Genomic DNA, 14400 nt, shown 5'->3' on the forward strand with positions numbered 1-14400 from the left:
CTCCCTGTTACCGTTCGACTTGCATGTGTTAGGCCTGCCGCCAGCGTTCAATCTGAGCCATGATCAAACTCTTCAATTTAAAAGTCTGATGCTCAAAGAAAAACGTCGTAATGAATTACGTGTTCACTCTGAGACTTGATACTGCAATAGTTTTTGCGATATCCCGTCCGTGAGTGCCCACACAGATTGTCTGATAAATTGTTAAAGAGCGGCGCCACATTCTTCAGTGGCGCGGGCTGCGTATACTACGCTTTCCCGCTGAAGAGTCAAGAGTTTATTTTCTTTTCCCTTCCTGACAAGGCCGACTAAGAAGTCGTTGTTCCGTGTCAGTGGAGGCGCATTATAGGGAGTTCTTTTTGCCTGACAAGTACTAATTTCAAAAATAAATTCAGATGTTGTTTTTTTCATCAAAGTGCGAGTTTTTCCAGCTTTTCGAAGCCATAACGCTGTAAAACGGGTGTTAATTGTACTGTTTCCGGCTTCATTTCCATACAAAAAGCCAGATTGGCATCTGAAGAGCAGGCGTTTGGCGCTTCATGCTCAAGCAGCCATACGGTACGCCGTGCAATAGCCGCCCCTGAATCAATCAGTCGAGTGCCTTCAGGTAATACCGCCTGAAGCTCTTCCGCTAACAAAGGAAAGTGGGTACATCCCAGCACAACGGTATCGGGCGGTTCAGACATACGCAGCCAGGGCTGTAAAATCCGACGAATAGTTTCAAGAGGGATGGTTTGCCCGTGGAGTTTCATCTCTGCCAGTTCCACCAGCTCCGCTGAACCCAGCATCTCGGTTTTACACTCGCTGGCAAACTGCGCAACCAGCTCGCGCGTATAAGAACGGCGTACTGTTGCACGCGTAGCCAACAGCCCAACAATACCGTTTCGGGTTAGCCGGGCGGCAGGCTTGATGGCAGGTACGACGCCGACAACCGGAAAGGCGAAATGCGCACGTAATGCAGGCAGTGAAACGGTGCTGGCAGTATTGCAGGCCACAATCACCATAGATAATGGATAGCGTCGCGTTACTGCTTCCACGATAGCCACTACGCGATCGACGATAAACTCTTCCGATTTCTCACCATACGGAAAAGCGACATTATCAAAAGCGTAAAGGTAATGCAGATCCGGCAGCAGTTGCCGGACCTCATCATAGACAGAAAGCCCACCGACGCCGGAATCAAACACCAGCACGGTAGGCCGCAGATTAGAAGCTGTAGATTCCGCTGAGGTAGTACTCTCGTCCTGCAGTTGGATAGCCATACACTGTCTCATAATCTTTATCGAACAGGTTGGCAATTCTACCACGAACCGTCAGGCGAGAGGTGAGCGGATAAGAGACGGCAACATCCCAGAGGCTGACACCGCCCATTTTTATCCGACGAGAGGGATAGCTATTAAAGTCCTGATCGTAGCGTTGGCCTAAATAGTGCCAGGTTAAAGACCAGTCAAACTGATGCAGCGTCCAGTCCAGCTGGTATTTGACCTGTTGTTTGGCGCGGCGTAGCAGTATCTGATCGGTTTCGCTGTTGCGCGGATCAACATAATCATACGATACCTGATGACTGAATGGCCCGGTATCAAATTGCGCGGTAGCTTCGACGCCTTTAATACGCGCTTTGCCAATATTGTAGTAACGAAAAGTCGTAGGATCGCTGCTAATCAAATTATCAACATCGTTGCGCCAGGCGGAAAGACGCCAGTTTACCGGCCCGGTTAATCCTTCTACGCCCCCTTCCCACTGCTTGCTTTCTTCTGGATTAAGCTCACGATTGCCATAATTAGGGCTGTAAACCTGCGACAGACCCGGGGCTTTAAACGCTGTACCGTAAGAAGCGAAAAGGCGATATCCTTCCACGAACTCCCAGCCGGCGGCAGTTTGCCAGGTGCTATGCCAGCCAAACTGGTTGTTATCATCGCCGCGCAACGCGCCTTCCAGCGTCACGCTTCCCACCTGCTGCTGACCGGTAATATAGATACCGGTGTTGCGCTGTTCATAACCCTCATTTAAATAGTTAGTGCCGGGTTCGGTAGTCTCTTTTTGCCAGTCGATGCCTGTGCTTATTGCACCATTACCTACCTGGAAAGTATTGCCCCACTGCAGGTTATATTGTTCAAGATCATCCAGCGTGTCGTGAGCGCTATAACGGCCAATACGCCGGTCATAATAATAATCTTTACTATGACTGTAGCTTGCGATCAGTTGAGTAGAATAGATGCCGTCGTGAAAACGCAAGCCACCATCCCAGGTTCGACTATAGAGCTGACGCGTATCCAGCAATACGCCGGGAACAAACTGATAGTTGTCGTAGGTATATGAGGCATCAATATCAGTACGGTTATCGAAACCATAACCACGTACAAAACCACTAAACCGCTCGTCAAACTGATGTTCTAACGAGCCATAAAGCGTTTTACTCATAAAACCATCGCGGTCTGGCTGCGCCGGACCACTGGCGCTTGGGAATCCCGCTTTAACATCATATCCTTTGGTATAAGTGTAATCGCCCGCCAGGGTTAATTTAGTGGCCTCGCCCAGCATCTGTTGCGTTGTGCCATCATAGGATTGGTAACCGTTAGATCCCATGCCAGCGGTTAAGGTCGTACCCGGCTGCGCGCGTCCGGTAATGATATTGAGAACGCCGCCGATAGCATCAGAACCATATACAGCAGACCGCGCACCACGGATATATTCTATCCTTTGCACCAGCGAAAGCGGAATTTGACTTAAATCGGATGAGCCGCTGATACCTGCCTGATTCAGCCGCACGCCGTCAATCAGAATCAGTACATGCCTTGACTCGGAGCCACGAATAAACAGCGAGCTGAGTTGTCCCATGCCGCCGCTTACCGCAGTATCGACGCCGGGCAAACGCCGCATAACATCGACCAGGCTTTTCGCCTGCCAGCGATCGATATCTTCGCGAGTGACAACGGTCGTTGGAGCCAGCACGGAAGAGACAGGCTGAGCGTAACGATTTGCCGTCACTGTCATAGCCTCATCACTGTTTGCGGCAATGCCGGATTGCGCCCAGAGGGAAACCGCCGCGACAGCCAGTGCCAACGGCGTTTTTTTCATTATAATCATCGGTTTCAAGCATCCAAAAAACACAGCAGGATGCCGCATGCATACGGCCAATAGTACGCGATAGCCGTAAAGTGCGACGTGTTGCCGGCAGGTCTTCGGGCTTGGAATCGATTAAATGGCGAAGACTTCCCATCAAAAGACAGTGTCTGCGTTAGCAATCGCCACGACATTCCTTACCGCTGCGCGTCAGCTCCAGAATTTCACTGGATTCCCTTTTAACTCAGCAGGAGGCCGGCTCGCGCAGTCTACAATTGAGGATTATGGAAGTCCAGACTTCTGGCCCGCCATAACAGAGACGATCACAGCACTGGACATCACCTGGTGAATCCCTACAATCGCCCGGCAAGTTTGCCATTCAATCAGGAAAAGCCATGACGCCCGAAAAACTGCCTGTCGACCAGTATGAAACCCAGCTCGCGGAGAAAATGACGCGCCTGCAAAACATGATGGCACCGTTTTCTGCGCCTGCCGTTGAGGTCTACCGCTCGCCGGTCAGCCACTATCGTATGCGCGCCGAATTTCGTATCTGGCATGAGGGTGACGACCTTTACCACATCATGTTTGATCAGCAGACGCGCGATCGTATTCGTGTCGATCAATTTCCGGCCGCAAGTGAACTGATTAATCAACTTATGCCGTTGATGATCGCCGCGATCCGCCGTAACGATGCGCTACGCCGCAAGCTTTTCCAGATCGATTACCTTTCGACCATGAGCGGTCAGGTGGTGGTATCACTGCTTTACCACCGCAAGCTGGATGATATTTGGCAGCAGGCGGCAGAAGCGCTGCGTGATGATCTGCGGGCCCAGGGCTTTGACTTACAGCTTATTGGCCGGGCGACAAAAACCAAAATCTCTCTTGACCGCGATTATGTCGATGAGCGCTTGCCGGTAGCCGGCCGCGAAATGATTTACCGTCAGATTGAGAACAGTTTTACTCAGCCTAACGCAGCAATGAATATTCAAATGCTGGAATGGGCGCTGGATGTGACAAAAGGCGCTACCGGCGATCTGCTGGAACTCTATTGCGGCAACGGCAACTTTTCTCTGGCGCTGGCCCGTAATTTCCGTCGCGTACTGGCAACGGAAATCGCCAAACCTTCCGTAGCGGCCGCTCAATATAATATCGCGGCGAACCAGATCGATAATGTGCAGATTATTCGCATGTCGGCAGAGGAATTTACTCAGGCGATGAATGGCGTTCGCACCTTTAACCGTCTGCAGGGCATTGACCTTCAGGCGTATCAGTGCGAAACCATTTTTGTGGATCCGCCGCGCAGCGGCCTGGATGAGGAGACGGTAAAACTGGTGCAGGGCTATCCACAGATTCTCTATATTTCCTGCAACCCGCAAACACTGTGCGCCAACCTGGAAACGCTATCGCAGACGCACGATATTATGCGTCTGGCGCTGTTCGATCAGTTCCCCTATACCCATCATATGGAATGCGGCGTACTGCTCACGCAACGTTAAAAATGCAGCGGGACAGTAACGCCCACATAATCAGGATCGGGATGCTGCGAACGTTCGGTACAACGGCTGCGCTCGGCTTTGCTGTCCGCTTTCTTGCTGGCGGAAAGGCAGTCGTTGTATCTCTGTGACGGGCTGCGTTCATCGCCATGGATGCGTCCCTGGGATGAAGCCGGGTAAATAGCCTCGCCCGGTGTCCAGCTGCTGCCCTGATAATCGCTGCAGCTGACGCAAAGTACCAGCATTAGGGCGGCTGAAAAGCCATGTTTATTCATGCACTACCTCCTTGTAAACTTTATGGATTTGGCGCAGTCGCCCTGACTGCGCCAGGCATCTTAACGTCGGCGGCGCAGCCTGGTGCCAATCCAGAAAATCAGCGCCACCATTAATACGACGGGCAGAAAATTAGAGCCGATTTCCGGGTAGTCGGCACGTACAGTCGCGCTATACAGCAGAATACCCAGCAGGAAAAAGGCCGCGGCAAGCGAAGGCATCCCTTCCGGCATGGCGCGATTAAGATAGCGTTGATGCAGGCACCAGGCTGCAAGACCCAGCGCGATAAGCGGAAAAATCGAAAACGGCACGAAAGAATTAAAAAGCACTGAAAAAGAGCCATTGATCGTCAGGCCAGTAATAAACGCCAACAGCAAGGTTCCTTTATCGCGTGGATTTTTATCTGTCATGTCCTCTCCTTTTTATATTTAGTTATGGTTATCAAGCGTAACGGCCATGCGCTCTTGTTCCCGACGATACCAGTAGTAGGCGCCTTTAGAAATCATGCGCAATTGTAAAACCAGCCGCTCTTCCAGCTTGCGTCGTTGTTCAACATCAACATCCAGCGCCTCGGCGCCCGCGTTAAAAACGATAATGACCATCGCTTCCGCCTGCGCTTCGGTAAAGCTACGCGGCATACGATTTTCTAATTCAAGGTAATCCGCCAGTTCGGCAATAAAGTGCTGAATTTCACGTGCAACGGCGGCACGAAAGGCGGCAGAAGTGCCGGAGCGTTCCCGCAGCAGCAGACGAAACGCATTGGGATTACTGTCGATAAATTCCATAAAGGTGGCGACGGAGGTTTTGATCACGCTGCCGCCTTTGGCAATACGCTGGCGCGCCTGACGCATTAACTGTCTTAACATCAGTCCGCTTTCATCAACCATGGTCAATCCCAGCTCATCGACATCGCGAAAATGGCGGTAAAAGGAGGTTGGGGCAATTCCGGCTTCACGAGCAACTTCCCGCAGACTCAGGCTGGCAAAACTACGCTCGGCACTTAATTGACTGAATGCCGCTTCAATTAGCGAACGTCGTGTACGTTCTTTTTGCTGTGCTCTAACGCCCATTTTTCTGCCTGTTAGCCTGCCGGAAGCCCACTATAACAAATTACTCAGCATACAGTCCGTCAAAGTTTGTGACCGACTGTTAACCTCTTTATTTAGCTAATTGAGGCTAAAATCATTCAGGGAATTGGGATGTACGCGCCGGGATGTTAGAATCTCGTTGCTAAAATGTATATAAAATAAAGGAAGTGCCGGTATGCAACATGCTTACGATTACGATGTTATTGTGATTGGCTCCGGTCCGGGCGGTGAAGGCGCCGCAATGGGCCTGGTGAAACAAGGGGCCCATATCGCGGTAATTGAGCGCTATCACAATATAGGCGGCGGCTGCACACATTGGGGGACGATACCGTCTAAAGCATTACGACATGCAGTAAGCCGTACCATCGAGTTTAACCAAAACCCTTTATACAGCGATCACTCCCGTCATCTTCGCTCTTCATTCGCCGATATTCTGAATCATACAGAAAACGTCATTAGCCAGCAGACCCGTATGCGTCAGGGCTTCTATGAGCGTAACCGCTGTGAGCTTCATCAGGGCGACGCCCGTTTCATTGACATGAATACCATTGCGTTAACCCGACCTGATGGTTCCGTTGAGCGGCTGACAGCAGAGAAGTTCGTCATTGCCTGCGGTTCACGCCCTTATCATCCGATTGACGTTGATTTTACCCACCCGCGCATTTATGACTCCGACTCCATCCTTAACCTTAATCATGAACCGGGCCATGTCATTATCTATGGCGCAGGTGTGATTGGCTGCGAATACGCTTCTATTTTCCGTGGCCTGAATGTGAAAGTGGATCTGATCAATACGCGCGACCGCCTGTTGGCTTTCCTGGATCAGGAGATGTCCGATGCGCTTTCTTACCATTTCTGGAACAGCGGCGTGGTTATTCGTCATAACGAAGAGTTCGAGAAGATCGAAGGCGTTAACGATGGCGTGGTAATTCACCTGAAGTCAGGTAAAAAAGTCAAAGCAGACTGCCTGCTCTATGCGAACGGACGCACGGGCAATACAGACTCTTTGTCGCTGGAAAACGTTGGGCTGGAAGCGGATGGACGTGGTCTGCTAAAAGTTAACAGCATGTACCAGACGGCACAGCCGCATATCTATGCGGTAGGCGATGTCATTGGCTATCCAAGCCTGGCTTCCGCCGCGTACGATCAGGGACGGATTGCCGCTCAGGCCGTGATAAAAGGTGAAGCGACGGCGCATCTGATTGAAGATATTCCGACTGGCATCTATACCATCCCGGAAATCAGCTCAGTAGGGAAAACCGAACAGCAGCTGACGGCGATGAAGGTGCCGTATGAAGTGGGCCGGGCACAGTTTAAGCACCTGGCGCGCGCGCAGATTGTCGGGATGAACGTTGGCAGCCTGAAAATCCTGTTCCACCGTGATACCAAAGAGATCCTGGGTATTCATTGCTTTGGCGAACGTGCGGCCGAGATTATTCATATTGGCCAGGCGATCATGGAGCAAAAAAATGGTGGCAACACGATTGAATACTTCGTGAATACCACCTTTAACTACCCTACGATGGCGGAAGCATACCGCGTTGCCGCGCTAAACGGCTTAAACCGCCTGTTTTAACGTGGTTTCCATATAGTTCTGCATTTGGCTACGGATAGCCTCGGCCAGTTGCTCATAGCGGCTGCGCAGAGGCGATCCCGGGCGGTAAACCAGAGCGATAGTACGCTGCGGCACCGGCTTATAGCAGGAAACGTAGGTTATGCCGTCGCGGGTGCGATCCTGAGGAACCGCCAGCGCAGGCAGCAGAGTAATGCCGCTTCCTGCCGCAACCATATTGCGCAGCGTTTCAAGACTGGTAGCACGGAAGTGCGTATCTTCATCAGCGCCCGCCTGGAAGCAGAAACCCATCGCCTGATCGCGCAAGCAGTGACCATCTTCGAGCATCAGCAGTTTCTCACCAGCAAGATCGGACATCGGCACACGATCGCGATCTTTCCACGGATGATCCTGCCAGATCGCCAGTTTCATTGGCTCATCAAACAGCGGCACTTCGATAAAGGCTTCGCTCTCTTTTACCAGCGCGATGATTGCGCAGTCGAGCTTCCCGCTATCCAGCTGGCTTAACAGCTGCTGCGTTTGCGCTTCGTGCAAATACATTTCCAGCTTGGGAAAACTTTGATGCAGCTGAGGAATAATATGCGGCAGCAGATAAGGCCCCACCGTTGGGATTAAGCCAATATGCAGCGGACCGGACATCGCTTCGCCCTGCTGGCTGGCCATCTCTTTCAGCACTTTGACTTCACGCAAAACGGTGCGCGCCTGATCCACCAGCAGCAGACCCGCCTGGGTAAACAGCACCTTACGACTGGTGCGCTCCAGCAGCATGACACCAAGCTCATCTTCCAGCTTACGGATCTGACCGCTTAAGGTAGGCTGACTAACGTGGCAGGCGTCGGCAGCGCGACGAAAGTGGCGGTGTTCAGCCAAAGAGACAAGGTATTCAAGATCACGAATATTCATTTTATCCTCCGAGCCACGATAGCCCGTGGCAATGAATAGAATAGCAATGAACGATTAGCCCTATCAAGGGTAGATGGGAATAATGCACACCAGAAGCTAAACACATCAAGCGCAACGCTAATTAAGAGGTATTGATTCTTATGTTTGCAAGTCAGGAAGGTAAACGCGTCCCACAGGTAACTTTTCATACGCGTCAGGGCGATAGCTGGGTCGATGTTACAACTGACGAGCTGTTTAAGGGCAAAACCGTAATCGTATTTTCACTGCCGGGCGCGTTTACGCCAACCTGCTCTTCCAGCCATTTACCGCGTTACAATGAACTGGCAGGCGTCTTCGCTCAGCATGGCGTTGACAGCATTTTGTGCGTTTCAGTTAATGACACCTTTGTGATGAACGCCTGGAAAGCCGATCAGCATGCCGAAAACATTACCTTTATTCCGGACGGCAACGGCGAATTTACGCGTGGCATGGAGATGCTGGTTGAGAAAGCTGACTTAGGTTTCGGTCCGCGCTCATGGCGTTACTCAATGCTGGTTCGTGACGGCGTAGTGGCTAAAATGTTTGTGGAGCCGAATAAACCGGGTGACCCGTTTGAAGTTTCCGACGCTGATACCATGCTGCGTTACCTGGCGCCAGAATTCAAAGTGCAGGAGTCTGTCTCGTTGTTTACCAAACCCGGCTGCCCGTTCTGTACCAAAGCGAAGCAGATGCTGCTCGATCGTGGCATTCAATATGAAGAAATCGTTCTTGGACAAGATGCTACCACCGTTAGCCTGCGTGCGATGACCGGTCGTGCAACGGTACCACAGGTCTTTATCGGTGGACGTCATATCGGCGGCAGCGATGACCTGGAGAAATTTTTCCACTTTGCCTGAGACTGAGAATCCGGAAACCGGCTCCGTTACCCTGGTCGGTTTTCAGATGTGCCCATAACAAAAAAGTATCTGAAGTCAGAGGTTGGCGGGCTAGTATGCCCGCCTTTTTTTGATATATCAGTAACCGGACGAATATTTCATTTAAAGTAGATTAATATTTTCAGACTACCCGATTTGCCTTCCATCAGATTATCAATAATGTCTTCCGCCACGATCAGGCCTGGCTGATAGCCAACGAAAGGTCCTGCAACCGCTCCCGCCATAGCGCCTAATACCGTATGACTTATCCGGCATATAAATTTAGCCGCATGACACAATATGCTGGCGAAGGATGTTTATGCGGAGGGTTAAAAAAGGAAATGAAGGAGTGATATAGCGAGGCACGGAAGAGGAGTGGTCAACATTGGTTGTTAAATCAACAGCGCGCTTTTACATTTTATCAGCCACAAAACAGGCGTTGTTTTGTGGCTGAATCTTTTATCAAAACACATTATTCCGATCAGTTTATTGTTCGGTTACCGGTAAATTACCGATCGCTGAGTCTTGCCTTTGCCTCAGCTATCGCGTTGGCAACCTGTTGTGGTGCCACGCCACCTTTGGCATTACGCTTATCCAGGCAGGACTGAAGCGAAAGAATTGGGTAAACATCCTGTTCGATTTGCGGACTAAACTGCTGAAGCTGTGCCAGCGTTAACGCTTCCAGCGCCACGCCCTGGCCGATTGCCGCCACCACCGCTTCACCCACAATATGATGCGCTTCGCGGAACGGGATGCCTTTCGCCACCAGATAGTCCGCCAGTTCGGTCGCATTAGCATAGCCCTGCTCTGCCGCTTCCTGGCAGCGTGGACGTTTTACCTGAATGCCATCCAGCACCAGCACCGACATATGCAGACAATCAAGCCAGGTATCAAGCGCGTCAAACAGCCCTTCTTTGTCTTCCTGCATATCTTTGTTGTAGGCCAGCGGCAACCCTTTCAGCGTCATCATCATGCCGGTCAGCGCACCCTGCACCCGACCACACTTGCCCCGGATCAGCTCCAGCGCATCAGGATTTTTCTTTTGCGGCATCAGTGAAGAGCCGGATGTCACGCGATCGGATAACTCAACAAAGTTGGCTTCACCGGTATTAAAAAAGATCAGATCTTCGGCAAAGCGCGACAGATGCACCATGCCGATCGCCGCATCGGAAAGCAGTTCCAGCGCATGATCACGATCGGAAACGCTGTCCAGGCTATTACGTGTGGCACAGGCAAAGCCCAGCCATTCGGCCAACTGCTCGCGATCGATTTCATATGCGGTTCCAGCCAACGCACCGCTACCCAGCGGGCTGACATCCAGGCGTTTCAGCGTATCCTGCAGGCGGCTCTCATCACGCGCCAGCATTTCAACATAGGCCAGACACCAGTGCGCGAAAGTCACCGGCTGCGCGCGCTGCAGGTGGGTATAGCCTGGCATAACTGCATCCTGATTGGCTTCTGCGGTATCCACTAATGCCCGTTGCAGTTCGCGCACCGCGCTCAGCAGCAGCAAAACCTGCTCTTTGCACCAGAGCTTTAAATCGGTCGCAACCTGATCGTTACGGCTACGCCCGGTATGCAGCTTTTTGCCCAACGCGCCCACTTTTTCAATCAGACGGCCTTCAACCCAGCTATGGATATCCTCAGCGTCGCTTTGCAGAATCTGCTGTGGATTAGCACGAACTTCTTCCAGCAGCGTATTCAGCGCAACTTCCAGCTGCTGCTGCTCATCCTGAGTTAATACGCTAACGGTCACCAAGGCTTTTGACCAGGCGACAGAACCGATAATATCCTGTTCTGCCAGTCGATAATCAAAGCGCAACGAATCATTGAACTGCTTAAACCGTCCATCCGCCGCCTGTGTAAACCGTCCACCCCATAGTGCCATCTTGAATGCTCCTGAAATCTGTTGCGCGCAAGGCTCAGCCTGGCTTGTTATCAGGGCGGCTTCAACGCCTGCCGCCCGTTGCCGTCCCGGTTATTTCTTCTCGTTCAGCGCCCGAATGCGTGAAGAGAGAGAGAACAGACGGATAAAGCCGCCCGCATGGCTGTGATCGTAAACTTCATCTTCGCCAAAGGTTGCGAACTCTTCAGAATAGAGGCTGTTTGCCGATTTTTTCTGAATCGCCGTTACCTGACCTTTATAGAGCTGCAACACAACTTCGCCGTTGACTTCGGTAGCCAGTGACTCAGCGGCAGCCTGTAAGGATTTACGCAGCGGAGCGAACCAGCGCCCGTCATAAACCACATATGACATCTCCAGGCCTAACTGCTCGCGCCATTTAAAGCTATCGCGATCCAGTACCAGCTGCTCTACGGCACGCAGCGCATTGACCATAATGGTGCCGCCAGGCGTTTCATAGCAGCCGCGGGATTTGATGCCTACCAGACGGTTTTCCACGATATCGATACGTCCCACGCCGTGCTTCGCGCCCAGCGCGTTGAGTTTATCAAGGCACTGGAACGGGCTCAGCTGCTCGCCGTTAACTGCCACAACGCGGCCTTTTTCTACCGTTACCGTTACCTGCTCTGGCTGATCCGGCGCTTCCTGAGGATCCACTGTCCAGACCCAGCAATCTTTATTCGGCGCGTTCCACGGGCTTTCCAGCACGCCGCCTTCGGTAGAAATATGCCAGGCGTTTTCATCACGGCTGTAGATTTTTTCCAGCGAGGCGGTGGTCGGGATATTGCGCTCTTTCAGGTAATCCAGCAGCGCTTCACGCGAGCGCAGGTTCCACTCACGCCACGGTGCCACCACTTTCAGCTGCGGAGCCAGCGCGGTGTAGGTGGTTTCAAAACGCACCTGATCGTTACCTTTACCGGTTGCGCCGTGACATAAAGCATCAGCACCCACTTTTAACGCCAGCTCAACCTGCGCTTTGGCAATGATCGGACGCGCCATAGAGGTGCCCAGCAGATAGCTGCCTTCATACAGCGCGCCGGTTTGCAGCACCGGGTAAACGTAATCACGGATAAACTCTTCACGCAGATCGGCAATATGGCATTCTGACGCACCTGACTGCAGCGCTTTCTTCTCTACGCCGACTAAATCTTCGCGATCCTGACCAATGTCCGCGACAAAAGCGACCACTTCACAGCCGTAATTCTCTTTCAGCCACGGAATAATGGCAGAGGTATCCAGGCCACCGGAGTAAGCTAAAACGATTTTCTTGATGCCTTGATTTTGCATGTCTTAGTCCTTGAATATTTTTACTTTATGCGTGGATCCGGGTGCCGATAGACACACCGTTAAACAGAGAGGGCAATTGCTCAGCATGACGCCAGCTGGCGATATCGACCGGACGCCCCAGCGTACGTGCCGCATCCAGAGCCGCATGGACTTTCACAATCATACCGTCGGTAATAATGCCCTGAGCGATCAGCTGCTCCGCTTGCATCGCCGTCATTTCAGGAATGCGCTGACCTTTGCCATCCAGAATACCGCTGACATCTGAAAGCAAAACCAGATCCGCGCCAAGTGTCGCCGCTAACGCTGTTGCCGCCTGATCGGCGTTAACGTTCATCAACTGACCCTCTTCCGTGATGCCGATTGAGCTGATAACCGGCATATACCCTGCCTGCAACAGCGTGTTCAGCAACGCCGGCGAGCCTGGCAAAGCGTTACCGACATGGCCCAGCTCATCATCGAATTGAGCTACATTCGCCATGCCGCCATCGCCCAGGCAAAGTCCAACCGCCTGAATATGATGTTTCTTTGCCCAGGCCAGTAGGGTTTTATTAGCGGTTCCCGCCAGCGCGCCGGTGATAATGTCGATCTGATCGGCGGGCGTAACGCGCAGGCCATTTTTCTTTTGCACCGGCAGCGCCAGCTTTTTCATCAGTTCATCAACCAGACATCCGCCGCCGTGAACGATCAGCAGAGGACGCTGATGTGCCTCCCGATAAGTTACCAGCGCCGTAAACAGACGCGCCAGCGCTTCTTCGCTATCCAGCAGCACGCCGCCCAGTTTGATAATTAATGGAGTGGTCATAGTATTTATCCGCTTAAATAAGTGACTGGGTTTCCGGGAAACCGAAACGAATATTGAGACACTGCACTGCCTGCGAGGCTGCGCCCTTCAGCAGGTTATCTTCCGCCGCCACCACAATCAGATGCTCATCCTGTACGGCAAAGCCGATATCACAGAACGGCAGGCCCACCACGGATTTCAATGCCGGCACGCCCTGCTCATAGATACGCACCAGCGGTTTATCCTGATAGGCGTTATGGAAAGCTTCGGCAATATCCTCGCGACTGACGCCCGGCTTCAGGCGACAGGTAATAGTGGCAAGAATGCCGCGAGGGAAATTGCCGAGATGCGGCGTAAAAATAACCGGCACGCCAAGGTGCGCGACGATTTCAGGATGATGCCGATGATTAAAGATGCCGTAAGGTTGCAGACTGACCTCACAAAAGCTGTTATTGAGGCTGGCTTTACGTCCAGCGCCGCTTACGCCGCTGGTGGCATTAATTACCGGCCACTGCGCATTATTCAGCAATCCTGCTTCAATTAATGGCTTAAGCGCCAGCTGCGACGCAGTGGGATAGCAGCCAGGCACGGCAATCAGCTGCGCTTCTTTAATCGCGTCATGCTGCCATTCAGCCAGGCCATAGACCGCTTTCTCCAGCCACGCTGCGTGCTGATGAGTAAAGCCGTAATAGCGTGTATAAAAGTCACCATCGTTTACGCGGAAGGCACCGGAGAGGTCAAACACCACACAGCCTGCCGCCAGAAATTGCGGAGCCAGATCGTGACTAACTTCATGGGCGGTGGCGAGGAACACCACATCCACCTTGTCGGCCCACACTGACACATCGCTCAACGGCTCCAGCGGCAGATCAAGGATCCCTTTTAGCTGCGGGTGCAGGTCAGAAAGACGCTTTCCGGCATCCGGGCTTTGCGCTGAAACCGCTAAAGCGGTTATGTTCATATGGGGATGGCGATTCAGGAAGGTCGCCAGCTCAACACCAGCATAGCCACTGGCACCTACAATCAGCGTATTCAACATCAGGCTGTATACCTTTTACAGTCATTCAGATCCGGTGTGCAGCCGTGTCGCCGCGCGCCCATGAAGTTTAACGTCAGTCAGCGGGTAAATTCATTTCCCATCCCGCG

14 protein-coding genes, 1 rRNA gene and 1 riboswitch are annotated in these 14400 nt (G+C 52.2%); of the genes, 3 read left to right on the forward strand and 12 right to left on the reverse strand.

Features of this window, described 5'->3' with window-relative positions:
• From ACQE32_RS18005 to btuB, 3 genes are all read right to left on the reverse strand, one after another.
• Positions 1-79, reverse strand: a 16S ribosomal RNA gene (locus tag ACQE32_RS18005); the annotation flags it as partial.
• Positions 80-407: 328 nt separating this feature from the next.
• Complete coding sequence (gene murI / locus ACQE32_RS18010; RefSeq protein ID WP_085069411.1) at positions 408-1259, reverse strand: glutamate racemase; 852 nt, start codon at positions 1257-1259, stop codon at positions 408-410.
• On the reverse strand, positions 1204-3084 hold the full coding sequence (gene btuB, locus ACQE32_RS18015) for a TonB-dependent vitamin B12 receptor BtuB (RefSeq protein WP_427022206.1): 1881 nt from the start codon (positions 3082-3084) through the stop codon (positions 1204-1206). Before btuB ends, murI begins: the two co-directional genes overlap by 56 nt.
• A gap of 69 nt (positions 3085-3153) precedes the next feature.
• A riboswitch (cobalamin riboswitch) is annotated at positions 3154-3334 on the reverse strand.
• A gap of 121 nt (positions 3335-3455) precedes the next feature.
• Between btuB and trmA the strand changes: the two genes are divergently transcribed.
• Positions 3456-4556: a tRNA (uridine(54)-C5)-methyltransferase TrmA gene (gene trmA / locus ACQE32_RS18020; RefSeq protein ID WP_427022207.1), complete on the forward strand. Its 1101-nt coding sequence runs from the start codon at positions 3456-3458 to the stop codon at positions 4554-4556.
• Here the strand turns inward: trmA and ACQE32_RS18025 are convergent.
• From ACQE32_RS18025 to fabR, 3 genes are read right to left on the reverse strand one after another with little or no spacing between them, the layout of a single operon-like run.
• Entirely contained in the window at positions 4553-4828 is a 276-nt protein-coding gene (locus tag ACQE32_RS18025; RefSeq protein ID WP_426974964.1) for a hypothetical protein, read from the reverse strand. The two genes, trmA and ACQE32_RS18025, sit on opposite strands and share 4 nt — an antisense overlap.
• Positions 4829-4888: 60 nt before the next feature.
• The gene (locus tag ACQE32_RS18030) at positions 4889-5236 is read right to left on the reverse strand and encodes a YijD family membrane protein (RefSeq protein ID WP_426974963.1); all 348 of its coding nucleotides are present in this window, start codon (positions 5234-5236) and stop codon (positions 4889-4891) included.
• 18 nt (positions 5237-5254) lie between these two features.
• On the reverse strand, positions 5255-5896 hold the full coding sequence (gene fabR / locus ACQE32_RS18035) for an HTH-type transcriptional repressor FabR (RefSeq protein ID WP_250651161.1): 642 nt from the start codon (positions 5894-5896) through the stop codon (positions 5255-5257).
• A 193-nt stretch (positions 5897-6089) separates the two neighbouring features.
• Between fabR and sthA the strand changes: the two genes are divergently transcribed.
• Positions 6090-7490, forward strand: coding sequence for a Si-specific NAD(P)(+) transhydrogenase (sthA, locus tag ACQE32_RS18040; protein WP_426974962.1), 1401 nt, complete (start codon positions 6090-6092; stop codon positions 7488-7490).
• Here the strand turns inward: sthA and oxyR are convergent.
• A complete protein-coding gene (gene oxyR / locus ACQE32_RS18045) occupies positions 7473-8390 on the reverse strand; it encodes a DNA-binding transcriptional regulator OxyR (RefSeq protein WP_085069399.1) in 918 nt (305 codons plus the stop codon). The two genes, sthA and oxyR, sit on opposite strands and share 18 nt — an antisense overlap.
• Positions 8391-8530: 140 nt before the next feature.
• Here oxyR and ACQE32_RS18050 point away from each other — a divergent pair, with 140 nt between their 5' ends.
• Positions 8531-9265, forward strand: coding sequence for a redoxin family protein (locus tag ACQE32_RS18050; protein WP_085069397.1), 735 nt, complete (start codon positions 8531-8533; stop codon positions 9263-9265).
• 137 nt (positions 9266-9402) lie between these two features.
• Here ACQE32_RS18050 and ACQE32_RS18055 read toward each other — a convergent pair whose 3' ends face one another.
• The 5 genes from ACQE32_RS18055 to argC form a co-directional block, all read right to left on the reverse strand.
• A complete protein-coding gene (locus ACQE32_RS18055) occupies positions 9403-9528 on the reverse strand; it encodes a hypothetical protein (protein WP_426974960.1) in 126 nt (41 codons plus the stop codon).
• Between the two features lie 263 nt (positions 9529-9791).
• Positions 9792-11171: an argininosuccinate lyase gene (argH, locus tag ACQE32_RS18060; RefSeq protein WP_426974959.1), complete on the reverse strand. Its 1380-nt coding sequence runs from the start codon at positions 11169-11171 to the stop codon at positions 9792-9794.
• A gap of 90 nt (positions 11172-11261) precedes the next feature.
• Positions 11262-12473, reverse strand: a complete 1212-nt coding sequence (locus ACQE32_RS18065) for an argininosuccinate synthase (RefSeq protein WP_275553213.1) — start codon at positions 12471-12473, stop codon at positions 11262-11264.
• 25 nt (positions 12474-12498) lie between these two features.
• Positions 12499-13275: an acetylglutamate kinase gene (gene argB / locus ACQE32_RS18070; protein ID WP_250651167.1), complete on the reverse strand. Its 777-nt coding sequence runs from the start codon at positions 13273-13275 to the stop codon at positions 12499-12501.
• 13 nt (positions 13276-13288) lie between these two features.
• On the reverse strand, positions 13289-14293 hold the full coding sequence (argC, locus tag ACQE32_RS18075) for an N-acetyl-gamma-glutamyl-phosphate reductase (protein WP_426974958.1): 1005 nt from the start codon (positions 14291-14293) through the stop codon (positions 13289-13291).
• Positions 14294-14400: the final 107 nt, after the last annotated feature.

Origin of the sequence: Pantoea sp. FN0302, from assembly GCF_050113775.1 — a bacterium.
GTDB classification, from domain to species: Bacteria; Pseudomonadota; Gammaproteobacteria; order Enterobacterales; family Enterobacteriaceae; genus Mixta; species Mixta alhagi.

Coding starts and splice junctions, on each gene's coding strand:
- murI (WP_085069411.1), bottom strand. CDS start 1,259: ATGGCTATCCAACTGCAGGACGAGAGTACTACCTCAGCGGAATCTACA.
- btuB (WP_427022206.1), bottom strand. CDS start 3,084: ATGATTATAATGAAAAAAACGCCGTTGGCACTGGCTGTCGCGGCGGTT.
- trmA (WP_427022207.1), top strand. CDS start 3,456: ATGACGCCCGAAAAACTGCCTGTCGACCAGTATGAAACCCAGCTCGCG.
- ACQE32_RS18025 (WP_426974964.1), bottom strand. CDS start 4,828: ATGAATAAACATGGCTTTTCAGCCGCCCTAATGCTGGTACTTTGCGTC.
- ACQE32_RS18030 (WP_426974963.1), bottom strand. CDS start 5,236: ATGACAGATAAAAATCCACGCGATAAAGGAACCTTGCTGTTGGCGTTT.
- fabR (WP_250651161.1), bottom strand. CDS start 5,896: ATGGGCGTTAGAGCACAGCAAAAAGAACGTACACGACGTTCGCTAATT.
- sthA (WP_426974962.1), top strand. CDS start 6,090: ATGCAACATGCTTACGATTACGATGTTATTGTGATTGGCTCCGGTCCG.
- oxyR (WP_085069399.1), bottom strand. CDS start 8,390: ATGAATATTCGTGATCTTGAATACCTTGTCTCTTTGGCTGAACACCGC.
- ACQE32_RS18050 (WP_085069397.1), top strand. CDS start 8,531: ATGTTTGCAAGTCAGGAAGGTAAACGCGTCCCACAGGTAACTTTTCAT.
- ACQE32_RS18055 (WP_426974960.1), bottom strand. CDS start 9,528: ATGGCGGGAGCGGTTGCAGGACCTTTCGTTGGCTATCAGCCAGGCCTG.
- argH (WP_426974959.1), bottom strand. CDS start 11,171: ATGGCACTATGGGGTGGACGGTTTACACAGGCGGCGGATGGACGGTTT.
- ACQE32_RS18065 (WP_275553213.1), bottom strand. CDS start 12,473: ATGCAAAATCAAGGCATCAAGAAAATCGTTTTAGCTTACTCCGGTGGC.
- argB (WP_250651167.1), bottom strand. CDS start 13,275: ATGACCACTCCATTAATTATCAAACTGGGCGGCGTGCTGCTGGATAGC.
- argC (WP_426974958.1), bottom strand. CDS start 14,293: ATGTTGAATACGCTGATTGTAGGTGCCAGTGGCTATGCTGGTGTTGAG.